This window comes from Roseateles sp. DB2 (genome assembly GCF_051857535.1).
Lineage (GTDB): Bacteria > Pseudomonadota > Gammaproteobacteria > Burkholderiales > Burkholderiaceae_C > Roseateles_B.
Genome location: NZ_JBPZGY010000014.1, coordinates 113,135 through 135,573, shown reverse-complemented (window position 1 = coordinate 135,573; position 22,439 = coordinate 113,135). Strand labels below are relative to the sequence as shown.

25 protein-coding genes are annotated in these 22,439 nt (G+C 65.6%); 16 read left to right on the top strand and 9 right to left on the bottom strand.

Features of this window, described 5'->3' with window-relative positions:
* Positions 1 to 149: 149 nt before the first annotated feature.
* Positions 150 to 566 carry a hypothetical protein gene (locus tag ACS5PK_RS18765; protein WP_439441789.1) on the bottom strand — a complete coding sequence of 139 codons (417 nt, stop codon included), beginning with the start codon at positions 564 to 566 and terminating at the stop codon, positions 150 to 152.
* Between the two features lie 122 nt (positions 567 to 688).
* On the opposite strand from ACS5PK_RS18765, the gene ACS5PK_RS18760 reads away from it, so the two are divergent.
* The 3 genes from ACS5PK_RS18760 to ACS5PK_RS18750 all read left to right on the top strand — a co-directional run bounded on the left by ACS5PK_RS18760 (position 689) and on the right by ACS5PK_RS18750 (position 2,215).
* Entirely contained in the window at positions 689 to 1,408 is a 720-nt protein-coding gene (locus tag ACS5PK_RS18760) for a helix-turn-helix transcriptional regulator (RefSeq protein WP_439441788.1), read from the top strand.
* Between the two features lie 102 nt (positions 1,409 to 1,510).
* Complete coding sequence (locus tag ACS5PK_RS18755; RefSeq protein WP_439441787.1) at positions 1,511 to 1,714, top strand: hypothetical protein; 204 nt, start codon at positions 1,511 to 1,513, stop codon at positions 1,712 to 1,714.
* A gap of 69 nt (positions 1,715 to 1,783) precedes the next feature.
* Entirely contained in the window at positions 1,784 to 2,215 is a 432-nt protein-coding gene (locus tag ACS5PK_RS18750) for a cysteine peptidase family C39 domain-containing protein (protein WP_439441786.1), read from the top strand.
* Between the two features lie 35 nt (positions 2,216 to 2,250).
* On the opposite strand, the gene ACS5PK_RS18745 is transcribed toward ACS5PK_RS18750, so the two are convergent.
* Both ACS5PK_RS18745 and ACS5PK_RS18740 read right to left on the bottom strand, forming a co-directional pair.
* Positions 2,251 to 2,529 (bottom strand): YkgJ family cysteine cluster protein, encoded by a 279-nt coding sequence (locus ACS5PK_RS18745; RefSeq protein ID WP_439441785.1) that lies wholly within the window; start codon positions 2,527 to 2,529, stop codon positions 2,251 to 2,253.
* Positions 2,529 to 2,903: a MerR family transcriptional regulator gene (locus tag ACS5PK_RS18740; protein WP_439441784.1), complete on the bottom strand. Its 375-nt coding sequence runs from the start codon at positions 2,901 to 2,903 to the stop codon at positions 2,529 to 2,531. The genes ACS5PK_RS18745 and ACS5PK_RS18740 overlap by 1 nt, the downstream gene beginning before the upstream one ends.
* Before the next feature lie 96 nt (positions 2,904 to 2,999).
* Here ACS5PK_RS18740 and ACS5PK_RS18735 point away from each other — a divergent pair, with 96 nt between their 5' ends.
* From ACS5PK_RS18735 to ACS5PK_RS18700, 8 genes are all read left to right on the top strand, one after another.
* Positions 3,000 to 4,103 carry an NAD-dependent epimerase/dehydratase family protein gene (locus ACS5PK_RS18735; RefSeq protein WP_439441783.1) on the top strand — a complete coding sequence of 368 codons (1,104 nt, stop codon included), beginning with the start codon at positions 3,000 to 3,002 and terminating at the stop codon, positions 4,101 to 4,103.
* 167 nt (positions 4,104 to 4,270) lie between these two features.
* On the top strand, positions 4,271 to 6,226 hold the full coding sequence (gene mnmG / locus ACS5PK_RS18730) for a tRNA uridine-5-carboxymethylaminomethyl(34) synthesis enzyme MnmG (protein WP_439441782.1): 1,956 nt from the start codon (positions 4,271 to 4,273) through the stop codon (positions 6,224 to 6,226).
* Positions 6,227 to 6,392: 166 nt separating this feature from the next.
* Entirely contained in the window at positions 6,393 to 6,650 is a 258-nt protein-coding gene (locus ACS5PK_RS18725) for a hypothetical protein (protein ID WP_439441781.1), read from the top strand.
* Between the two features lie 10 nt (positions 6,651 to 6,660).
* Positions 6,661 to 7,314 carry a 16S rRNA (guanine(527)-N(7))-methyltransferase RsmG gene (gene rsmG / locus ACS5PK_RS18720; RefSeq protein WP_439441780.1) on the top strand — a complete coding sequence of 218 codons (654 nt, stop codon included), beginning with the start codon at positions 6,661 to 6,663 and terminating at the stop codon, positions 7,312 to 7,314.
* Positions 7,315 to 7,470: 156 nt separating this feature from the next.
* Positions 7,471 to 8,241 carry a ParA family protein gene (locus tag ACS5PK_RS18715; RefSeq protein ID WP_439441779.1) on the top strand — a complete coding sequence of 257 codons (771 nt, stop codon included), beginning with the start codon at positions 7,471 to 7,473 and terminating at the stop codon, positions 8,239 to 8,241.
* Between the two features lies 1 nt (position 8,242).
* Positions 8,243 to 9,031 carry a GNAT family N-acetyltransferase gene (locus ACS5PK_RS18710; RefSeq protein ID WP_439441778.1) on the top strand — a complete coding sequence of 263 codons (789 nt, stop codon included), beginning with the start codon at positions 8,243 to 8,245 and terminating at the stop codon, positions 9,029 to 9,031.
* 101 nt (positions 9,032 to 9,132) lie between these two features.
* Positions 9,133 to 10,179: a DUF4892 domain-containing protein gene (locus ACS5PK_RS18705; RefSeq protein WP_439441777.1), complete on the top strand. Its 1,047-nt coding sequence runs from the start codon at positions 9,133 to 9,135 to the stop codon at positions 10,177 to 10,179.
* Positions 10,180 to 10,237: 58 nt separating this feature from the next.
* Positions 10,238 to 11,284, top strand: a complete 1,047-nt coding sequence (locus ACS5PK_RS18700; RefSeq protein WP_439441776.1) for an OmpA family protein — start codon at positions 10,238 to 10,240, stop codon at positions 11,282 to 11,284.
* A 231-nt stretch (positions 11,285 to 11,515) separates the two neighbouring features.
* On the opposite strand, the gene ACS5PK_RS18695 is transcribed toward ACS5PK_RS18700, so the two are convergent.
* Together ACS5PK_RS18695 and argC are read right to left on the bottom strand one after the other, a co-directional pair.
* On the bottom strand, positions 11,516 to 11,941 hold the full coding sequence (locus ACS5PK_RS18695; RefSeq protein WP_439441792.1) for a GNAT family N-acetyltransferase: 426 nt from the start codon (positions 11,939 to 11,941) through the stop codon (positions 11,516 to 11,518).
* A gap of 11 nt (positions 11,942 to 11,952) precedes the next feature.
* Positions 11,953 to 12,897: an N-acetyl-gamma-glutamyl-phosphate reductase gene (gene argC / locus ACS5PK_RS18690; protein ID WP_439441775.1), complete on the bottom strand. Its 945-nt coding sequence runs from the start codon at positions 12,895 to 12,897 to the stop codon at positions 11,953 to 11,955.
* An 83-nt stretch (positions 12,898 to 12,980) separates the two neighbouring features.
* Here argC and ACS5PK_RS18685 point away from each other — a divergent pair, with 83 nt between their 5' ends.
* Positions 12,981 to 13,571, top strand: coding sequence for an RBBP9/YdeN family alpha/beta hydrolase (locus tag ACS5PK_RS18685; protein ID WP_439441774.1), 591 nt, complete (start codon positions 12,981 to 12,983; stop codon positions 13,569 to 13,571).
* 15 nt (positions 13,572 to 13,586) lie between these two features.
* Here the strand turns inward: ACS5PK_RS18685 and ACS5PK_RS18680 are convergent, their stop codons facing one another.
* Genes ACS5PK_RS18680 through ACS5PK_RS18665 form a run of 4 tightly spaced genes read right to left on the bottom strand, consistent with a single transcriptional unit; the run spans position 13,587 to position 16,016 of the window.
* Complete coding sequence (locus ACS5PK_RS18680; protein WP_439441773.1) at positions 13,587 to 13,955, bottom strand: hypothetical protein; 369 nt, start codon at positions 13,953 to 13,955, stop codon at positions 13,587 to 13,589.
* Positions 13,952 to 14,515: an RNA polymerase sigma factor gene (locus tag ACS5PK_RS18675; protein ID WP_439441772.1), complete on the bottom strand. Its 564-nt coding sequence runs from the start codon at positions 14,513 to 14,515 to the stop codon at positions 13,952 to 13,954. Before ACS5PK_RS18675 ends, ACS5PK_RS18680 begins: the two co-directional genes overlap by 4 nt.
* On the bottom strand, positions 14,508 to 14,909 hold the full coding sequence (locus tag ACS5PK_RS18670; protein WP_439441771.1) for a DUF6249 domain-containing protein: 402 nt from the start codon (positions 14,907 to 14,909) through the stop codon (positions 14,508 to 14,510). The genes ACS5PK_RS18675 and ACS5PK_RS18670 overlap by 8 nt, the downstream gene beginning before the upstream one ends.
* Before the next feature lie 45 nt (positions 14,910 to 14,954).
* A complete protein-coding gene (locus tag ACS5PK_RS18665) occupies positions 14,955 to 16,016 on the bottom strand; it encodes a S41 family peptidase (RefSeq protein WP_439441770.1) in 1,062 nt (353 codons plus the stop codon).
* 136 nt (positions 16,017 to 16,152) lie between these two features.
* Here ACS5PK_RS18665 and ACS5PK_RS18660 point away from each other — a divergent pair, with 136 nt between their 5' ends.
* The 4 genes from ACS5PK_RS18660 (at position 16,153) to ACS5PK_RS18645 (ending at position 22,434) form a co-directional block, all read left to right on the top strand.
* Positions 16,153 to 17,064, top strand: coding sequence for a ParB/RepB/Spo0J family partition protein (locus ACS5PK_RS18660; RefSeq protein ID WP_439441769.1), 912 nt, complete (start codon positions 16,153 to 16,155; stop codon positions 17,062 to 17,064).
* Positions 17,065 to 17,513: 449 nt separating this feature from the next.
* Entirely contained in the window at positions 17,514 to 19,436 is a 1,923-nt protein-coding gene (locus ACS5PK_RS18655; protein ID WP_439441768.1) for a PrkA family serine protein kinase, read from the top strand.
* A gap of 122 nt (positions 19,437 to 19,558) precedes the next feature.
* Entirely contained in the window at positions 19,559 to 20,839 is a 1,281-nt protein-coding gene (locus tag ACS5PK_RS18650) for a YeaH/YhbH family protein (protein WP_439441767.1), read from the top strand.
* Between the two features lie 86 nt (positions 20,840 to 20,925).
* Positions 20,926 to 22,434 (top strand): SpoVR family protein, encoded by a 1,509-nt coding sequence (locus tag ACS5PK_RS18645; RefSeq protein WP_439441791.1) that lies wholly within the window; start codon positions 20,926 to 20,928, stop codon positions 22,432 to 22,434.
* Positions 22,435 to 22,439: the final 5 nt, after the last annotated feature.

Below are 22,439 nucleotides of genomic sequence, written 5' to 3'. Positions count from 1 at the left end.
CACGAGCGGCCTCATCTGTCGCTGAAAATGCAGACGCCCGATGCAGTGCATCGGGCGTCGATGGCCGGCTGACGCCGGCCTTGTTCAACCGTTCTGAGTGTCAACCTAATTCAGGACGGGTCAGAGAAAGAACGGAATGACGCTCGGGTTCAGTGCATCAGGCCGAGGGCGCGATGCACTTCCTGCTGCCAGGGCAAGGCATGGACGATCTCATTGAGCTGGCGCGCGGAATCCACGGGGGCCAGCACCTCGCCGCGCGGGTTCAGGAACTGCAGATTGGTCACCAGGGACATGGGGTCCACCATGGCCACCACGCCGACCGGCAGTCGAACCCAGTCCCAGGCGACCCCCGCCGTGCCATGCTGCCATTCGCCCTTCCAGAGCGTCTGGCCCATGGCGGGATGATCGGCATCACCCGGCACCAGGACACGGGTGCTCAGGTGGGCGAGTTGCAACTGGGGTGTGGCGTCCGTCGCGCACAGCAGGCGGGGCCAAGCGTAGACAATCCAGGCAGGTGTCATCGACAGGACTTGCTTGTTGTGGAGGATGACGGTGCTGGGCATCATCCTGTAAGTGCAGTCCGCTGGGACCTGCAAGTTGTTGCTAGCTGTAAACCCTAGCAGAACAGGCCCCTCTAGCGCTGACAATTCCCAGACAACTCCAATCTTCCCGAGGGATCCCCGGCCTCATGCTGCAAGGCAGTTTTCAATCGGTGCTGGAAGCCAAGAATCGCGACGAGTTCCGCGAGGAAATCGTGCGGTTTGCGCAGAACCTGGGGTTTGAAACGGTCACTGCGACCGTAGTGCTTGATCGCGGGCCAGGTAACGCTGAATTCATGTCGATCGACAACGCGCCCGCCGGCTTCAACGAAATTGCATACGACCCGTCACTGGGCAAGTTAGATCCCGTGATGCAGCACGTCAAGCGTCACAGCGTCCCGATCATCTGGAGCCAGTTCACGTACGTTCAGCATGGGCGTGGCGATCTTTGGGAAGAGCAGGCGCGCTTCGGCTATTGCAGTGGCGTCTGCCTGGCCTTGCATCTGCCGGAAGGACGCCACTTCATCATGGGGGTTGATCGGCGCGAGTCCCTACCGTCGGATCACCAGCAACTAACACGCGTAGTCGCAGACCTGCAGCTGTTCGCGGTCCATGCTCAGGAAGCTGCGTGGAATGTGTTTCTGCCAGCGGGTGCATCGCTGGAGCAACAGCTTCCAAGCCTGACGCCTCGCGAATTGGAGTGCCTGCGTTGGACCATGGAAGGGAAAACCGCCTGGGAAGTCGGGGGCATCCTGGGTATCAGCGAACGAACAGCCGTCCTGCATCTGAACAATGCAATGCACAAGATGGACTGCAACAACAAGCATCAGGCCGTTTTGAAGGCTCTCCGTCTCGGGTTGATCCGCTAAGTATCATCCCTAGGATGTAATGTGTGACAGTGGCTGGAAAAAGCGCTAGGTGATCCAATTGGCCGAACTAGCTTCCCTTTTGGGGCCAACAGGAGATTATTTATGAATGCTCTCAAACAGTTGAACGCAAGCGAATTGGAATGGGTTAGCGGCGGTGAAGGCAGCGACAGCCCCAAGGGCACTTGGCTGACCTCTGACCAGGATCCGTCGCCCAAGGGCACTTGGCTGGTCACCGAGCAGGATCCGTCGCCCAAGGGCACTTGGCTGAACACTGAAGGAGATCCGTCGCCCAAGGGCACTTGGTAAGCAGCAATGACGTCCCTTATAGAGGCTGGCTTTTGCCAGCCTCTCGTCTTTTTGTCGTCCTGCTGACACATGCCACCAGATGCGCCCAAGGGTGGCGCGATGGGGGGCTGGATAGCGCGGCTTGGTTTGCGAGGGCCGGCAGGACCAGACCCTTCGCAGGCTGACGCCCTGGCCTTCATCGCCGGCCATCATGGCCTGAATGCCCAAAGCCGGATCGCGGTGGCACGAGCATCCTCTGTCACCTGCCTGGACGGGCTCTGTGCGCAGGCCTTGAGCCTGGGGCTGCGCAGCCGCCTAGTGCGCCTGGACGCTGGCTCGCTGAATCAGCTTCAGCTGCCCTGTCTCATACAGCACGCGCAGTTGGGATGGATGCCGCTGGTCGCCGTCCATGACGAGCACCTCACCGTGCATCACCCGCAGCGCGGCCGTGTCCGACTCCTGCGTCATGCCTGGGCCATGGAATTCAAGGGACTGGCGCTGGAATTCCAACGCGCGGCCTAGCGCTTGGCATGCGACGAAAAACGCTCGATGCCCACTCAGGACGGCGGTGCAGGCGAGGTCTGTTCCTCCATCCATCCCAGCCAGCGCATGGCCTGCTCCCGGCTCTCGCCACACATCAGCTCCGAGGGCTGCAGGGAGCCACAAACAGCTGGGCGCTCAGGTCGACCGAAGATCTTGCAGCGATCCTGCTCGTCCAGTTGCACACAACGCATCCCGGCAGGCTTGCTGATGCCATTCACCAGCGGCATGCCAGGGATGGGCGAGCTGATCGATGGCGCGATGCAGCAGGCTGCACAATGGGGCCGGCACTGCATCAGCCCTGCTCCGCCTGTAGGCGCAAAGGGCAAGCGCGCGTGAGCTGATCCGCCAACTGTGCGCGCAAGGCGCGCAAGTCTTCGAGCCGGGCGTCGATCTGCGCCAGCTTGCCCTGCAGCAGGACCTGGACCTGGGCGGCATCCAAGGCGCCATCCTGCAGGGCATCCATCTGGGCCAGCACCTCGCGGATCTCGGCCAGGCTGAACCCCAGGCCCTGGGCAAGCCGGATCAGCGTCAGCCGCGCCGCCGACTCCGCGCCATAACGGCGGTAGCCCTTGGCGGTGCGCAAGGCATGGAGCAAGCCCTGGCGCTCATAAAAACGCAGGGTGTCGTGGCTGAGGCCGCTGAGCGCGGCGAGTTCCCCGATGAGCATGTCTGGACCAGCGCAGGAATGAGAAAAGGCAACGGTGCTTGACCCTGGAGTGTAGTCAAGGCTGGAGCATGGGGCTTTCCACTCTCCCATCGAGCCATGCCCTCCCCTCTCTTCATCACCGGTGCCACGGGCCAGATAGGCCGCTGGCTGCTGCATGCCCTGCTCTTGCAGGCACCTTCGCAGCCTTTGGCTCTGGCCCTGCGCGATCCGGCAAGGCAGCTGGCCATGCTACGCCGCTGGCTGTCTGCCCGCGGGATCGCGGACGCCCCGCTCAACCAGATGCAGGCACACCCCTACTGCCTGGAGGACACCGGGGCAGCACAGGCCCTGATCCACCAACTTCGCCCGCAGACGCTGGTTCATCTGGCCGCACGTTTCGAGTGGGGGCTTGATGCCACCACAGCACGTCGTGCCCAACTGCAGGCCACCGCAGCGCTGTGGGAGGCACAGACCGACCCCGGGGGCCATGCGGGCCGCTTCGTGGCCGTCGGAGGCTATATGACCCAGCACCAGCCGCAGTTGGCGCATCTGGGCATTTCTGCGGACGGCAGGGCGGACTGGCAGCGTGTCTACCGGCGGATTGGCGCTTATGAAGCCAGCAAGTTGGAGACCCAGGCTCACATGAGCGCGCTGGCGCGGCACCTGGGGCGCCCGTGGCTTTGCGTGCACCCGGCCACGGTGTGCGGGCATGCGGTAGAAGGCGAGTTGCCCGCGCATGCTGCGCTCCATGCCCTATGCCGCCAGTTGATCGGGGGCCGCCTGCAGGCGCTTCCCGGCTCACCTCACCACCAACTGCCGGTGGTCAGCGTGGATCATGTGGCCGGGTTCCTGGCGCATCTAGCGCTGGATCCGCAAGTCCAGTCGGGCGACTTCGTGCTGATGGACCAGGCATCGCCCTCTTTCCATGCGCTGGTCCGCGAGCTGGCCGGGTCGCTGGGTGTCAGCGCTCCGCGCTGGACCCTACCCCTCCCACTCATGCGCGGCCTGCTGCGTCTGCCAGGCCTTGCAGCCTGGAGCGGTACCTCGGCGGAAAGCCTGGATTTTCTGATCCGGGACCCCGCCTTCAACACCCGGCCTGCGGAGGCGCTGAGCCTGCGCTGGGGCCTGCAGCCCCCGCCCCTGTCCCAGGCCCTGGCCGCCACGGCTCATTTCGTCAGGCAGGACTCGGGACTTCTCAACCGCGCCGACCTGGCGGCCTGAACCACAGGAGGCTCGCAAAAGCCAGGCAGACGGGGCTGCGGGGCGGCCCTTCACCAGGGCCCGCCAGCCCGGGAGGCGCACTCGCACTTATCCACAGGCCCCGGTAAAATCGGCCCCCTTCCCCGCTGCTGATCTCGGGGCCCTTCCTGCGGGCCCCTGCCCTTGCCATGCTGTATCCCATAGAGTTCGACGTCATCGTGGTTGGTGGCGGACACGCCGGCACCGAGGCCGCTCTGGCCGCGGCCCGCATGGGCGTGCGCACGCTGCTGCTGACCCACAACATCGAAACCCTGGGCCAGATGAGCTGCAATCCGTCCATCGGCGGGATCGGCAAGGGGCATCTGGTCAAGGAGGTGGATGCACTGGGTGGCGCCATGGCCGCTGCCACGGATGAATCCGGCATCCAGTTCCGCATCCTCAATAGCTCCAAGGGACCGGCTGTGCGCGCCACCCGGGCCCAGGCCGATCGCGTGCTCTACAAGGCCGCCATCCGTCATCGCCTCGAGAACCAGGCGAATCTGTGCCTGTTCCAACAGGCGGTGGACGACCTCATGGTGGAAGCTGACCGTGTGGTCGGGGCTGTCACCCAGTCCGGCCTGCGCTTCCGCTCGCGCGCCGTGGTGCTGACGGCAGGCACTTTCTTGGACGGCCGCATCCATATCGGCCTGGAGAACTACAGCGCCGGTCGTGCCGGCGATCCGCCCGCCGTGAGCCTCTCCGCTCGACTGAAGGAGCTGAAGCTGCCGCAGGGCCGGCTCAAGACTGGCACGCCACCGCGCATCGACGGTCGCAGCATCGATTTCTCGAAATGCATTGAACAGCCTGGTGACCTGGACCCCATCCCCGTATTCAGCTTCATGGGCTCGGCGGACCAGCATCCACGCCAGCTGCCATGCTGGATCACTCACACCAACGAGCGCACGCACGCCATCATTCGCTCTGGCTTCGACCGCAGCCCCATGTTCACCGGCGTGATCGAAGGCGTGGGCCCGCGCTACTGTCCCTCGATCGAGGACAAGATCAACCGCTTCGCCGACAAAGACTCTCACCAGATCTTCCTTGAGCCTGAAGGACTGAGCACTCACGAGTTCTACCCCAACGGCATTTCCACGTCCCTGCCCTTCGACATCCAGCTGGCAGCCGTGCAGTCCATCCCAGGGATGGAAAGCGCCCACATCCTGCGCCCCGGCTATGCCATCGAATACGACTATTTCGACCCGCGGGCGCTGAAGTCCAGCTTCGAGACGCGGGCCATCCAAGGCCTGTTCTTTGCTGGGCAAATCAACGGCACGACAGGCTATGAAGAAGCCGCCGCCCAAGGCCTTTTTGCGGGTATGAATGCCGCGCTCCAGGTGCAGGGCCGCGAGGCCTGGCTGCCGGGCCGCGAGCAGGCCTACTTGGGTGTGCTGGTAGACGACCTGATCACCAAGGGCGTGACCGAGCCTTACCGCATGTTCACCAGCCGCGCCGAGTTCCGTTTGCAATTGCGGGAGGACAACGCCGACATGCGCCTCACTGAAAAGGGTCGTGAGCTGGGGCTGGTCGATGACGCCCGCTGGGAGGCCTTCAATCGCAAGCGCGACGCTGTTTCACGTGAAACAGAGAAGCTGAAGAGCACCTGGGTCCATCCGGCCATCCTCCCGGCAGTTGAAGCCGAGCGCCTGGTGGGCAAGGCGCTGGAGCGCGAGTACAACCTGGTCGAGTTGCTGAGGCGCCCGGGGGTGGGTTATGACGCTGTGGCCGCGGTCGCTGCGATTGCGAAACCCGACGCCGGAGTTTCACGTGAAGCCTTGATAGGTGCACTTGGTGCCAATCTGGCCGATGCGGTCATCGAACAGTTGGAAATCAGCGTCAAGTACGCCGGCTACATCAGCAAGCAGAGCGAAGACGTCGCCCGAGCCGCCCATTTCGAGCACTTGAAACTGCCTGAGGAGCTGGACTACGCTCAGGTCACCGCCCTCTCCTTCGAAGTGCGTCAGAAGCTCAACAAGCACCGACCTGAGACCCTGGGCCAAGCCTCGCGCCTTTCGGGTGTGACACCGGCGGCCATCTCCTTGCTGCTGGTCCACCTCAAGAAGGGCCGCTTCAAAGGCTTCACGGACGACAGCAAGGCCTGCGCATGAGCCTGGAAGGCTGGGCGCGGGCCCACCCTCGACGCCATCGTCTCATCGGGATGTGGCCGTGAATCGCCTCCTTGAATTGACCAGCGTCACGCGGCTGGTGGTGGGCAGGAGGCGATGCGCTGGTGGCAGCCTTTCGTCAGGCCCCGGTCCAGACTCGACAGCGCGGATGGCCCCCGGGAGGCCGCTGGCAAGCAGCGATTCCGGGCAGGCCTCTGACTTCGAGATTGTTCCAAGGCTGAATCTGCGGCCCCAGGCCCGCGTCACCAAGACCGCGCCCAATACCCTGGGGGCGCCCTCCCGGATCGAGGATCTGGGCCAACTGGCTTGCCCGCAGACCATTCTCGTGCTGCTGCAACCCAACTGCTGCGTCGAGGCCCCCACTCGCGGCATCCTGGACGGTCTCCACTCCCTCACCTACGCCTGAGTTTCTTCGCATGAGTTCCAACACCCTCCTCGCCCCCTTGCGTGATGCCGCCCAGACCCTGGGCTTGAAGCTCAGCGAACCCCAGCTCCAGCAACTGCTGGACTACCTCGGCCTGATCCAGAAGTGGAACAAGGTCTACAACCTGACTGCTGTGCGCGACCCCCAGGCCATGCTGGTCCAGCACCTGGTGGACAGCCTCAGCCTCATTCCCGCCTTGCGCCGACACCTGGGCGGGACGTCGAACCAGCGGCTGATGGACGTCGGCAGTGGTGGCGGTCTGCCTGGCGTGGTGGTGGCCATCTGCGAGCCAGGGCTGGATGTCAGCTGCGTGGACGCAGTCGCCAAGAAGGCCAGCTTCATACAGCAGGTGGCCGCCGAACTGCGCCTGGGCAATCTGCATGGCATCCATTCCCGTGTGGAGGAACTGAAGGTGCCTCCCTTTGACGTGATCACTTCACGGGCCTTTGCATCGCTGCTGGACTTCACCACCCTGACCCGCCAGCACCTCAAGCCGGGCGCCATCTGGCTGGCGATGAAGGGCCAGCACCCTGACGACGAGATCGCCGCCCTGCCCCAGGACCTGAACGTGTTTCACGTGGAACAACTACAAGTCCCTGGCCTGGACGCCCAGCGCTGTCTCATCTGGATCAAAACCACCGCTTAAGCTCAGGCGCCACCACCATCCAAAGTACGATAGCCAACCGAGCACATAGCCCCAGTCGCACGCAGCGCCAGCACGCGGAACTCGCTCACCCGGTTCTGCCGGGCTGTCGAGTTCGCCCCGCGAGGGCCCAGCGAAGCGCGTAGGGGGGGAGCCTTCATGTCCAAGATTTTTTGCGTCGCCAATCAAAAAGGCGGAGTCGGCAAGACCACCACCACCGTCAACCTCGCTGCCGGCCTGGCCAAAGTCGGCCAGCGGGTGCTGGTGGTAGACCTGGATCCGCAGGGCAATGCCACCATGGGCTCGGGCGTGGACAAGCGCGCCCTGGAGCTAAGTGTCTATGACGTACTGCTGGAGTCAGCCAGCATCGCCGAGGCCCGTCAACGCAACGAGCAAGTGGGCTATGACGTACTGGGCGCCAATCGAGAGCTGGCCGGCGCGGAAGTCGAGTTGGTGGAACTGGAACGCCGCGAGCGTCGCCTCAAGAGCGCATTGAAGGCGGCAGAAAATGACTATGACTTCGTACTGATCGACTGCCCGCCATCCTTGTCCATGCTGACGTTGAATGGCCTGTGCTCCGCTCACGGGGTGATCGTGCCCATGCAGTGCGAGTATTTCGCGCTGGAAGGATTGTCGGACTTGGTGAACACCATCAAGCAGGTCCATGCCAACCTCAATCCCGATCTGCAGATCATCGGCTTGCTACGGGTCATGTTCGACCCCCGCATCACCCTGCAGAACCAGGTCAGCGAGCAGCTCAAGGCCCATTTCGGCGAGAAGGTGTTCGACACCGTGATCCCCCGGAACGTACGCCTGGCCGAGGCGCCCAGCTACGGACTGCCGGGCGTGGTGTTCGATCCCTCGTCCAAGGGTGCGCAATCCTTTGTCGAGTTCGCCAAGGAAATGGTGCGTCGCATCGCGGCGATGTGATATGGACGCCACCGAGCTGGCCGAACTGGGACGACAGGCCGAGCTGGCCGGCCTCAACGCCACCTCGCCGCCGCAGGAGTCGCGCATCGAGGGCTGGCTGATCCGGCTCTCCCCCGGCCAGGCCAAGCGCGCTCGCTGCATCAACGCCCTGGAAACCGGTATCTTGCCTGTAGACGAGTTGCTGGCGCGCTGCGCCCGCAGCTTCCACGCCGCCGGGCTGCCGCTGATCGTCCGCATCACCCCCTTCACGCAACCACCCGAGCTGGACGCCCTGCTGGCCGCCAAAGGCTGGCCCAGCTACGACGCCGCCGAGGTCCTGGTCCGGCCGCAACTGGCAGATGTGATGGGCTGGCCGCTGCCTGGGGGTCAGGTCTTGCATCCGGTGGATGCCATGGATTTCGCCCGCCAGATGGGTGAACTCAAGGGCAGCAGCGAGCTCGAGATCCAGGCGCAGGCCGAGCGGCAGTCGCAGTCCCGCGTGCCCTATCAGGGCTTCTGGCTGCGCCGCAACACCATCCGCGGCTGGGAGTTGCTGGCCTGTGGGCAGATCGCCCAGGAAGGTGATTGGGTCGGCCTCTACGACATCTACACCCCCGAGCCTTTTCGCGGCCAGGGCCATGCCCGCAGCCTGTGCATGGCCCTGCTTCAGCAGGCCAGCATCCAAGGGGCGCGCCAGGCTTATCTGCAGGTGGGCGAACACAACGCCCCCGCCCTGGCCCTGTATCGCGGCCTGGGCTTTCGGCAGGCCTACCGCTACCACTTTCGCAGCCCTCCGGAAGACATGCACTGAGCCCCGTGGCCGAGGGGGCCGCGCATTCACATGGTTACATCATGTAGAAGTGTGCTGGGTAGCATGCGGCAGCACTGCCACTCCCAAGAAGGACGCCGTCCATGCGCCTCGCCAGCCCGTCCCCCCTGACCCGCCACATCCTGGTTCTGGGCCTGGCCCTGGGCGCCTTCACGGCCCAGGCAGCAGCGCCCAGGTCTGACGTACCTGGGGCCAAGGACCACCCGGTCCTGCAGCGGTTCAGCGGCAGCCTGCTGGTCGGCTACGCCCAGCAGGACTGGGAGCAGCGCCAGTTCCCTGATGCAAAGGGTGCCGCCAAGGACGACAACCGCTTCGCAAACCCGATCACCGTCGAAGGCAAGGTGACGCGCTTATTCTATCTGGCGCCCTTGGGTAAGAGCCCGCTGGAGGTCTTTCGCAACTACCAGCAGGCCCTGCAGGCTGCGGGCTTCAAAACCACCTGGAGCTGCGAGACCGAGGCCCAGGGCTGCGCCCGGGCCTACTTCGCGCTGGACGGCTATGAGCGGGCCAAGGGCATGCGCTGGGCCGAAGGCGACCTGCCCGGCATCGATGCCGAGCACAAGGGCAGCAGCTGGAACCTGGAAATGTCGCTGAGCTTCGAGCAGGGGCGCATGCTGGTGGGCACGCTGTCCAGCGGCGGCCGCAGCTTGCAGCTGCTGCTCTATACCTCGGTGGCCGACAACGCTCACACGGGCCGCACAGCCACCTACATCGAGATCATCGAGCCCCGGTCCATGCCCATCGGCCAGGTCACCGTAGATGCCAAGGCCCTCAGCCAAGGCCTGCAGGCAGAGGGCAGGATCGCGCTCTATGGCCTGCTCTTCGACACCGGCAAGACCGAGCTCAAGCCCGAGAGTCAGGCCCAGTTGGACCAGATGGTGGCCGTCCTGAGGACACCGCCCACGCTCAAGGTGCTGATCGTCGGCCATACCGACAATGTCGGCACCATAGACGCCAACCTGGCGCTGAGCCAGGGCCGGGCACAGGCCGTGCTCGCGGCCTTGGTGCAAAAAGGCATCGCCGCCAGCCGCCTGCAGGCCCGCGGCATTGCCAGTTTCGCGCCGCTGGCCAGCAATGCCAGCGAGGAAGGCCGCGGCCGCAACCGGCGCGTGGAGATGGTGCTGCAGTAGGCGCAAGCACCCCTGCGCCTCCTCGATGCGCCCGCCCCATCCCTTCAGGAAGCCCTCCATGTCATCCATTCGTGCCCTCAGCGCCTGCGCCCTCGCGGGGCTGTGCACCACCCTGTCGCCCCTGCCCTCCCTGGCCGATGTGCCCACCGCCGACGTACCCGGCAGCAGCGACCATCCCGTGCTCAGGCGCTTCAGCGGCAGCCTGCTCGTGGGCTTCGCCCAGCAGGACTGGGAGCAGCGCAGCTTCCCGGACGCCAGCGGCGTGGCCAAGAACGGTGACCACTTTGCCAACCCGCAGCCAGTGGAGGGCAAGGTCACCCGCCTCTTCTACCTGGCCCCGCAGGACAAAGGCCCTTTGGAGGTCTTCCGCAACCATCAGCAGGCCCTGCACGCCGCGGGCTTCAAGACCGGCTGGAGCTGCGAAAGCAAGGATCAGGGCTGCGTGAAGGCCTACTTCGCGCTGAACAAGAACGACAGACTGCGCGGCATGAGTTGGGCCAAGGGTGATCTGCCCAACATGACGGTGGCCTCCGGCGGACGCTGGCCTCTGGAAGCCAGCATCAGCCCCGAGGGGGGCCGCATGCTCGTGGGCCAGCTGACCCAGGGCGGCCGGACGCTGCATCTGCTGCTTTACAGCGCAATGGCCCAGAACGCCTACACGCACCGCACAGCCACCTACATCGAGATCGTCGAGCCCAAGACCATGCCCACCGGCCAGGTCACCGTCGATGCAGGCGCCATCGGGCAGAGCCTCAAGGCAGAGGGCAAGATCTCGCTCTACGGCCTCTTCTTCGACACGGGCAAGAGCGAGATCAAGCCCGAGTCCCAGGCCCAGCTGGCCGAGATGGCCCAGGTGCTCAAGGCGGACCCCAAGCTGCGGGTCTACATCGTCGGCCACACGGACAACGTGGGCGGCTTCGACGCCAACCTGGCGCTCTCTCTGGCCCGTGCACAGGCTGTGGTCGCCGCCCTGGGCAAGCCGCCGCATGGCATCGAGGCCGGCCGCCTCAGTGCCAAGGGAGCAGCCAATATCGCCCCCCTGGCGTCCAATGCCGACGAAGAAGGCCGCGCCCGCAACCGGCGTGTAGAGATGGTGCTGCAGTGACGCCCGACTGGTGCTCACGGCGGCAGCACGGCTGGCGGCAGCCACCCATGTGCCCAAGACGACCATGGCCACACAGGCGCCCCCTCGCGACCCGCGCAAAGCCCCCTGCCTACAGCCCGGTGGGGCAGAAGCCCTGCGCCAAAGGCATGAAGCCCAGTGGCAGCGAGCATCGGCCATCCCGTCCCTCTCCCGAGGGGGCCGTCTCCCGTTGCTGGGTCGGGTCGGCCAGGTTCAGTCTCTCGGTCGCCAGACCTTCAACAGGGTGTGCCGAGTAAAGCCGGGAAGGAAGTCGTGGAGGTGGGCAATGCAGGCATAGCCCAGGTGCTCGTAGATCGCAGCCGCCTCGTCCAGCAAGGTCTCAACCAGGGCATCGCGGCAGCCGCGACGCAGGGCCTGGGCTTCCAGGCGGCGCAGGGCATCCCCGCCCAGACCTTCGCCGCGGCGGTCCGGATGGACCCAGAGGTAGTCGATGTAGAGCCGCTCGAACTCCGTGCGGCCGCAGGCGCCGGCCAGCAGCGTGCCGCTGTCGTCGTAGAGGGCGCAGGCAATGTCATGGGCATCGCTGCCCTGCGCCTGCTGCCTGCCATGCAGGATCACGCCCTCACGCAGGGCATCCAGATCCGCGACGGGCACCGCGGCGTCGGTGCACCAGCGCATGGCACTCACGCTCAGACCAGGCCCAGGGTTTCGTCCACCCCCAGGTGCACGTTCATGCTCTGGACGGCGGCACCGCTGGCTCCCTTGCCGAGGTTGTCCAGACGGGCCATCACCAGGACCTGGGTGTCACTGCCGAAGACGAAGAGGTCCACGCGATTCGTGTCGTTGCAGGCCTGCACGTCGAAGAAGCCGCCGGCCAGGGTGTCGGCGTCACGCAGGGGCATGACGCGGATGAAGCGCTCGCCCTCGTAGTGCGCAGCCAGGGCCTCTCGCACATGCTCGGGCGTGGTAGCGGCGCGCAGCTGCTGCAGGTGCAGCGGCACGGTAACGGCCAGGCCCTTGTAGAAGTCGGCCACGATGGGCATGAACACGGGCGCCGTCCGGAGGCCGGTATGGGCCATCATCTCCGGCAGGTGCTTGTGAGCCAGGCCCAGGGCATAGGGACGCGGCGACTTCAGCTGGGCGTTGCCGCCGGCCTCGTACTCCGCGATCATGCCCTTGCCACCGCCAGAATAACCGGTGAGAGAGGTGGCCGAGATCAGCGCCTCGGGCGCCAGCAGGCCGGCATCCACCAGGGGCCGCACGGCCAGGATGAAGGCGCTGGCATGGCAGCCCGGATTGGCAATGCGCTTGGCGCCGCGAATGGCCTCGCGCTGGCCCTTGCACAGCTCGGGCAGGCCGAAGGTCCAGCCCGGGACGGTGCGATGGGCGGTGCTGGCGTCGATCAGGCAGGTCCTGGGGTTGCTGATCATGGCCGCGGCCTCACGCGAGGCGGCGTCCGGCAGGCACAGAAAGGCCACGTCGGCGGCATTGAGCAGGCGGGCGCGCTCGGCGGCGTCCTTGCGCTTGTCGGCGGCTATGCGCAGCACCTCGATGTCGCTGCGCTGGGCCAGGTACTCATGGATGCGCAGCCCCGTGGTGCCTTCCTGTCCATCCACAAACACGGTGTACGTCATGAGATCTCCAGCACAATCAATGGGAACAGTCCGACAGCATAAGGGATGACCCGCCCCCTGCCCGCGCTCATCCTTCGCCTCTGATGATGCCCCTGCCCTCCTCCGACGCCTCCTCCGACAACGCCACGCCCGTCTACCTGCTGCCCGGCTGGCTCGACTCCGACCCGGATCATTGGCAGAGCCGCTGGGAACGGCAGCTGGGTCATGTCCGCATCGAGCAGTCCGACTGGGAATGGCCGCGCCGCGGCGACTGGATGGCGCGGCTGGACGAGGTGCTGGTGGCCGACCCGCGCCTGGAGCAGACGCCGGCCGTGCTCGTGGCCCACAGCCTGGGTTGCCAGCTGGTGGCCGCCTGGGCCGCGCATTCGCAGCACACGGGGCGTGTGCGGGCGGCCCTGCTGGTGGCGCCGCCCGATACCGAACGCGAGGACATGCCGCCACAGCTGCACAACTGGCGCCCCATCCGCCGCCTGCGGCTGCCCTTCCCGGCCATCGCCGTGGTCTCCTCCGATGACCCTTTCTGCGCGCAGGAACGCGCCAGCCAGATGGCCGCCGATTGGGGCGCCCGCCTGGTGTTGGCGGGCCCTCGGGGCCATCTCAACACCGCCAGCGGCCTGGACGACTGGCCTGAGGGCCAAGCCCTGCTGGCCACGCTGTGCAGTGAGGCGCGCTGAGCAGCCCAGCGGCGATCAGCCTTCGCGCTCCGACCAGACCCAGCCGCTCACGCCGACGCTGAGGCCCAGCACACAAGCCAGGACCACGCCCAGCGCCGACGTGAGCAGGCCTTGTGCCCCACCAGCCAGGGCCTGGGGCAGCAGCCCCGTGCCGGCCAGCTGCCAGACCAGCAGACCCCCCCCCAGGCCGGCCCCCCACAAAGGCGCCTTGGACCGTCTGCGGTAGCGGCCAGGATCGGGCAGGCGCTGCATCAGCGCCGCGCTGAAGCCCTCGTCTGGCACCGGATCCAGCCGTGCCTGGGCTAGCAAGATCTCCAGAGCGGCCTCGTCCTGCGCGGTCAGAGGGGGCAGGCCCTCAGTAGGCGTGTTGTCCAGCTTGCTCATGGCCTCGTCTCCTTCCAATCCTGCAACCAGCCGCGCAGGCGCTGCTTGCCTCTTTGCACATGCGACTTCAGTGTGCCCAGGGGCAGCCCCATCACCTGGGCAGCCTCCTCATGGCTCAGGCCCAGCTCGGCGCAATGCATCAGGGCCTGGCGCTCCGGCCGCGGCAGGCGCTCCAGGGCCTGATGCAGGTCCATGCGCAGGGCCGGTGAGGGGTCGGGGGCCGAGCCGGCCGCATCTTCCAGGTCCGCCACGTCGTCGAGAGGCAGTTGGTGCTTGCGGCGCGATTCCAGGAACACGGTATAGGCCAGGCGGAACAGCCAGGTCGCGAAGCGCGCCTCGCCACGGTACTGGTCCAGCTTTCGCCACAGGCGCAGGAAGACCTCCTGCGCCAGCTCGTCGGCCTGCGCCGCATCACCATGGAGCAGGCGGCGAAGCTGGGCCCGCACCAGGCCCTGGTGCCGCCGCAGCAACTGCTCGAAGGCCTGCGCATCGCCCGTGTCCAGCAGCCGCCGCACGAGGAGCCGGTCCAGCCGGTCCTCGGGGTCCAGGGGCTCAGCCATCGGTGCGTTGGCTGCGCTGGCCCAGCCACCAGCTGGCCAGATAGCCCAGGCCCACCATCAGAGGCAGGCAGGCCAGGCCCCACAGCTCGCCCAGGCGGTGGCCCTCGCTGTACTCCAGCGGCAGCAGCTGCAGGCTCAGCCAGACGCCCATGGCCGCACTCACAAGCACCAGGCCGCGACGGCGGTCCGACTCGGTCGGCGTGGACTCCTTGAGGAGCTCCAGCGGCAATGGCTGCCGGCGATCGGCCAGCTCCAGCAGAAAGCGATAGCGCTGCTCCTTCTGGCGGGTCTGGTGGCGCATCAGGCGCAGCAGCAACATCACCGGGCCAAGGATGGCGACCAGCGTCACCACGATCATCCCCAGGCCCACCCACAGCTCGTTCACGTTATCCATCGTCGGATTCCTTCTTCATGGCGCGGTCAGACCGCGGATGGGGGTTCAGAGCCCCAGGCGTTTCGAGACTTCATCCAGCTCGCCCAGGAGCTCTTCGCGTTCGCCCGGCATGGCAGACGGTGCCTTGGCCAGCACCAGGTCCTTCAGCGCCCGGCCATAGGCCACGCGTCGCGCCTCGGGCGCCTTGACGCGCTCATCAGGCTGGACGCCCCGCCCTTCCCAGTTGCCGCCAGTGACCGGGCTCACCGAACGCGCCAACGAGACCCACAGCCGGAAATGCGGATGCACCGTCCGGAAAGTGCCCGGGTTGGCGCCGCCGCCGCTGGGCTCGCCAACCACCTTGGCGCGGCCGGCCTGCTGCAGGTCGTAGGCCAAATGCTCGCCGGCCGAGAAGGTCTTGCTGCTGGTGAGCAGGTACAGGGGCATCCTGGCGAGGTCCGGTCCGGGCAGTCCGGCCTGGGTCTGCATGGCTTCGTTGGAGGCATCACGGGCGCGGACCATAGAGCTCAGGGCTGTCTGCGGTGGCAGGAAGTGGCTGGCCAGCCATTGCACCATGGCCGGACTGCCACCGCGGTTGCGGCGCAGGTCCAGGATCAGAGCGTCGCTCTGGGCCAGCACCTGCAGGGCGGCGGCCAGGGTGGATGCACAGGCCTCGGGCGGGGCCATGGCATCCACGCGCAGATAGCCGATGTTGCCGGGATAGTGCTCCACCCGCTCCACGCCGCAGTTCAAGTGCCGCATCACCTCGGCTGGCGGGCCGGACGGTGCGTCGTCCGCTTCGTCCGGATCGGGCGGCAGCAGCTCAGGGCTGTAGACCAGCCGCGCATGGGCATCCTGAAGCTGGGCCTGCAGCAGCCGGGTCCAGTCCTCCGCCAGGTCCGGCCCTGTGAGCGCCCTGGCCTGCGGCTTCAGGGACTCCAATGCAGCCGGCACCCGGGCCAGGTCGTGATAGTCCTGGTTCAGGCGCAGGCGGATCTGCTGGCTCAAGGCGGCCTGTTCCGCGGGCTGCAGGATCAGGGGCGCCGCGACGTCCGGCGCGGCCATGCCCAGCGGGCTCATGCTCAGGGAGGCCAGCAAGGCCAGACATTGTTTACGCGAATTCATCATGCAAGCGCTCCTCGCTCCAGGACCCCGCCACATGGAGGTCTCATCTGCTTGGATGCAGCGCTCGTCATTCCGGATGCAGACTCCCCGAAAAAAAAGCCTGGCGGGGCCGCGGCAGCACTTTGCGACAATCCTCCCCATGGTCACGAAAAAACCCAAGGGCCTCGGCATGGGCCTGGAAGCCCTGCTGGGCCCCAAAGTCTCTGAAACGCCTGCCGCGCGCGAAGGCGAGCCCAGCACACTGCGCCTGGAGCAGATGCAGGCCGGCAAATACCAGCCGCGCACCCGGATGGACGAGGGCTCGCTCTACGAGCTGGCCGAGAGCATCAAGGGCCAGGGCATCATGCAGCCCATCCTGGTACGCCCTATCGGCGCCGAGGCATCCAAGGACGGTGTGGCCCGCTACGAGATCATCGCGGGTGAGCGTCGCTTCCGCGCCGCCAAGCTGGCCGGTCTGCGCGACGTGCCGGTGCTGGTCAAGACCGTGCCGGACGAAGCCGCGGCGGCCATGGCCCTCATCGAGAACATCCAGCGTGAAGACCTCAACCCGCTGGAAGAGGCGCAGGGCCTGAAACGCCTCACGGACGAGTTTGGGCTCACTCACGAACAGGCCGCTCAAGCCGTGGGCCGATCGCGCAGCGCCGCCAGCAATCTGCTGCGCCTGCTGAACCTGGCTGAACCGGTGCAAGCCATGCTGATGGCGGGTGACCTGGACATGGGCCACGCCCGGGCCTTGCTGGCCCTGGACGGCGCGCACCAGATCACCAGCGCCACTGAGATCGCTGCCAAGAAGCTCAGCGTGCGTGAGGCCGAAAAGCTGGTGCAGCGCCATCAAGGTGCAGGCCGGCAGGCGCCCCTGCTGCGAGTCAAGGGCGACAAGAGCCGCGACGTACTGCGCCTGGAGGAAGAGCTGTCTGATCTACTGACCGCACAGGTGGAAATCCGGGTCAAGAAGAAGACGCGCCGGGGCGACTCCGGCGAGATCGCCATCCAGTTCAGCTCCTTGGACGAACTCAACGGGCTGATCGAACGACTTCGGGGCCCGCAGTAAGACGGCCTTGCCTCAGCCGCCATCTTCTTCCACCAAAGCCGTGCCCTGTGCACGGCTTTTTTTCACACCTGACCGCCCTCGACTCACTGCCCGCGCATGATGCGGGGGTCTATGCTGTAAACGCCTCCCCGCAGGACGGCGTTGCGAAGTCATCGCGAAAGGACTACAAGTGAAATCATGAGGGGGTCAGGTCTTGTGTCCTTCCTTGTCGCGGCAAGCGGCGTAGGATGGAAGCAGAGATCTCGATCGCAGCAGGCAAGCCTCGAGAAATCCGCCCCGGAGGGCTTTTTTCCAGGGCGGCCCTATCCCCCCGCTGCAAGAAACTGTTGACGCGAGCTGATGCTCGGAAAGCTCTGATGACGCCTTGGCCCAGGACGTCACCAGAACTTCCCAGACGATGCCGGATGTCGTATGCCTGGCATCGCCTCCAACGAACACAGGAGGTCAGCATGGACGTGATCAGCAACTACACCGCCCGCTACGAGCGCAGCCGGATCGAAGAGCTCTCGCTTGAAGAGTACCTGACCGAGTGCAAGCGCAATCCCCTGGCCTACGCCACTGCCGCCGAGCGCATGCTCAAGGCCATCGGCGAGCCGCAGATGGTAGACACCCGCCACGATCCGCGGCTCTCGCGCATCTTCGCCAACAAGACCATCAAGCTCTATCCCGCCTTTGCCGAGTTCTACGGTATGGAAGAGGCCATCGAGCAGGTCGTCAGCTACTTCCGTCACGCCGCGCAGGGGCTGGAGGAAAAGAAGCAGATCCTGTATCTGCTGGGTCCGGTGGGCGGCGGCAAGAGTTCCATCGCCGAGCGGCTCAAGCAGCTGATGGAGCAAGTGCCCTTCTACGCACTGAAGGATTCGCCGGTGAACGAATCGCCGCTGGGCCTCTTCGACCCCGTGGAGGACGGCCCGCTGCTGGAGAAGGAGTTCGGCATTCCCAGCCGCTACCTCAACCGCATCCTCTCGCCCTGGGCCGTCAAGCGTCTGGATGAGTTCGGCGGCGACATCCGCAAGTTCCGCGTGATCAAACGCTATCCCAGCGTGCTCAAGCAGATCGGTGTGGCCAAGACCGAGCCGGGCGACGAGAACAACCAGGACATCTCCAGCCTGGTGGGCAAGGTGGACATCCGCAAGCTGGAAACCTATGCGCAGGACGACCCCGATGCCTACAGCTACAGCGGCGGCCTGTGCCTGGCCAACCAGGGCCTGCTGGAGTTCGTCGAGATGTTCAAGGCGCCGATCAAGGTGCTGCACCCCTTGCTGACGGCCACGCAGGAAGGCAACTTCAAGGGCACGGAAGGCTTCGGCGCCATCCCCTTCGACGGCATCGTGCTTGCGCACAGCAATGAAAGCGAGTGGAAGACCTTCCGCAACAACAAGAACAACGAGGCCTTCCTGGACCGCATCTACATCGTCAAGGTGCCCTACTGCCTGCGCGTCAGCGAAGAGATGAAGATCTACGAGAAGCTCATCCGCGGCTCCTCGCTCGCCGAGGCCAAGTGCGCGCCGGGCACGCTGAAGATGATGGCGCAGTTCGCCGTGCTGACACGGCTGAAGGAGCCTGAGAACTCGACGCTCTACTCCAAGATGCAGGTCTACGACGGCGACAACCTCAAGGACACCGACCCGCGCGCCAAGAGCCTGCAGGAGTACCGCGACTACGCTGGCGTCGACGAGGGCATGAACGGCATCAGCACGCGCTTTGCCTACAAGATCCTCTCCAAGGTCTTCAACTTCGATCCCGGCGAGGTTGCAGCCAATCCCGTGCACCTGATGTACGTGCTGGAGCAGCAGATCGAGCGCGAGCAATTCTCGGGCGAGCTGGAGCAGAAGTACGTCGGCTTCATCAAGGAGCAACTGGCTCCCCGCTACGCCGAGTTCATCGGCAAGGAAATCCAGACGGCCTACCTGGAAAGCTATTCGGAGTACGGCCAGAACATCTTCGACCGCTACGTGACCTATGCCGACTACTGGATCCAGGACCAGGAATACCGCGACACCGACACCGGCGAGGTCTTCGACCGCTCTGCCCTGAATGCCGAGCTGGAGAAGATCGAGAAGCCCGCGGGCATCAGCAATCCCAAGGACTTCCGCAACGAGATCGTCAACTTCGTGCTGCGGGCCCGTGCCAACAACGCCGGCAAGAACCCAGCCTGGACCAGCTACGAGAAGCTGCGCACGGTGATCGAGAAGAAGATGTTCTCCAACACCGAGGAGCTGCTGCCGGTGATCAGCTTCAATGCCAAGGCCAGCGCCGAGGAAGCCAAGAAGCACGAAAACTTCGTGCAACGCATGGTCGACAAGGGCTACACAGCCAAGCAGGTGCGGCTGCTTTGCGAGTGGTACCTGCGGGTCAGGAAGAGTAGCTGATGGTCCACCCCCTACGCGCTTCGCGCGCCCCCTCGAGGGGGCGGGCCCGAAGGACCGGCGGAGCCGGATCCTCGGGCCCCGCTTGGAAATGCCAGGCTGAGCGGAGTCTTTGAAGGACAGACATGCTGCAGCAGATCATCGATCGACGGCTTTCGGGCAAGAACAAGTCCATCGGCAATCGCGAGCGGTTTCTGCGTCGACACAAGGACCAGATCCGCGAGGCGGTGCGGCGGGCGGTGGACGGGCGTGGCATCCGTGACATGGAGCGCGGCGAAGAGGTGCACATCCCCAAGAAGGACCTTAGCGAGCCCGTCTTCGGCCATGGCGAGGGCGGCACTCGCGAGGTGGTGCGCCCGGGCAACCGGGATCACGTCAAGGGTGACCGCGTGCCCAAGCCCCAGGGCGGGCAAGGCCAGGGCCAGGGCAGCCAGGCCAGCGACTCCGGCGAGGGCGAGGACGACTTCGTCTTCCACCTCAGCAAGGAAGAGTTCATGCAGGTCTTCTTTGACGACCTGGCCCTGCCCAATATGGCCCGCACCACCCTGGCCGAGACGCCGGAATGGAAGAGCCACCGCGCCGGCTTCACCAGCGACGGCACCCCCACCAACCTGCACGTGGTGCGCTCCATGCGGGGCGCGTTGGGTCGCCGCATCGCCCTGGGCATGGGCAAGCGGCGCGAGCTGCACGAGCTGGAGGAGCGCCTGGCCCTGCTGCTGCGCGAGCTGCCGGACCACCCCGAGAACAAGACCCTGATCGAGGACACCGAGGCCCGCATCGCCCTGCTCAAGGGCCGCATTGAGGCCATCCCCTTCCTCGATCCCATCGACTTGCGCTTCCGCTCGCGGGTCAAGGTGCCTGTGCCCACCACCCGCGCGGTGATGTTCTGCCTGATGGACGTCTCCGGCTCCATGGACGAGGCGCGCAAGGACTTGGCCAAGCGCTTCTTCATCCTGCTCTACCTCTTCCTGACGCGGCACTACGAGAAGATCGACGTGGTCTTCATCCGCCACCACACGCAGGCCCAGGAGGTGGACGAGCAGAACTTCTTCCACGCCACCGAGACCGGCGGGACCGTGGTGTCCTCGGCCCTGGTGCTGATGGAGCAGATCATCCGCGAGCGCTACTCGCCCACGGAATGGAACATCTACGGCGCCCAGGCCAGCGACGGCGACAACTGGCACCACGACAGCGGCCGCTGCCGCGAGCTGCTCACCGACAAGATCCTGCCCCTGTGCCGCTACTTCGCCTACGTGCAGGTGGCGGAAGCCGAACAGAACCTCTGGGAGGAATACGCCAAGCTGGCCGACGAGGTGCCGCAGTTCGCGATGCGCAAGGCCGTGGAGGTCAGCCAGATCTACCCGGTCTTCCGCGACCTGTTCAAGAAGGAAGGGGCCGCCACATGACCGACATCGAGAACCGCCGCCGCACCGGCATGCACGCGGACCGCCACGAATGGGGCGGCCGCCGCTCCCCGCCGCCGCTGCGCGAGATGAAGCCGCTGCAGAAGCGTCCGGACCACCCGCTGCCGGCGCCCAGCGACTGGACCTTCGAGCTGATCAACGAATACCACGAGGTCATCCGCCAGACGGCCGAGCGCTACGGCCTGGACACCTATGCCAACCAGCTGGAGATCATCACCGCCGAGCAGATGATGGATGCCTACGCCTCCGTGGGTATGCCGGTGAACTACCGCCACTGGAGCTATGGCAAGGAGTTCATCGCCACCGAGCGCAACTACAAGCGCGGTCAGATGGGCCTGGCCTACGAGATCGTCATCAACTCCGACCCCTGCATCGCCTACCTGATGGAGGAGAACACCATGGCCATGCAGGCCCTGGTGATCGCCCATGCCTGCTACGGTCACAACAGCTTCTTCAAGGGCAATTACCTTTTCCGCATGTGGACGGACGCCTCGTCCATCATCGACTATCTGGTCTATGCCAAGAACTACGTGGCCGAATGTGAGGAGCGCCATGGTCTGGAAGCGGTCGAGGCCCTGCTGGACTCCTGCCACGCCCTGATGAATCACGGCGTGGACCGTTACCGGCGGCCCGCCAAGCTCTCGCTCGCCGAGGAGCGCAACCGGCTCAAGGACCGCGAGTCCTATGCCCAGCAGCAGATCAATGACCTCTGGCGCACCCTGCCCCGCCGCGCCGACAAGGACGCCGAGGCCCAGGCCGCGCGCCGCTTCCCCGAGGAGCCGCAGGAGAACCTGCTGTACTTCATCGAGAAGAACGCCCCCCTGCTGGAGCCCTGGCAGCGCGAGATCGTGCGCATCGTGCGCAAGATCGCCCAGTACTTCTACCCGCAGCGCCAGACCCAGGTAATGAACGAGGGCTGGGCCACCTTCTGGCACCACCGCCTGCTCAACCAGATGTACGACGACGGCTACCTCACCGACGGCATGATGATCGAGTGGCTGAAGTCGCACACCAACGTCATCGCGCAGCAGCCCATGGCCAACCTGAATCCCTACGCCCTGGGCTTTGCGATGTACACCGACCTCAAGCGCATCTGCGAGGCCCCCACCGCCGAAGACCGCCAGTGGTTCCCCGACATCGCCGGCAGCGACTGGCTGCCCACCCTGCAGCACGCCATGCGCAACTTCAAGGACGAGAGCTTCATCGGCCAGTATCTGAGCCCCAAGCTGATGCGTGACTTCAAGCTCTTCGCCATCCTGGATGACGAGAAGGAGAAGGAATACCTGATCTCCGCCATCCACGACGAAAGCGGCTACCAGCACGTGCGCGAGGCCCTCTCCCGCCAGTACGACCTTGCCACCCGGGAGCCCAATATCCAGGTGTGGAACGTCAACCTGCGCGGCGACCGCTCCCTGACCCTGCGCCATACCCAGCACCTGGACCGCCCCTTGCACGAAAGCGCGCAGGAAGTCCTCAAGCACGTGGCCCGGCTGTGGGGCTTTGGCGTGCAGCTGGAGAGCGTCAACGGCAAGGGCGAGGTGAGCAAGCGCTGGACCGTGCCGGCGCCGGCCCATTGACCTCG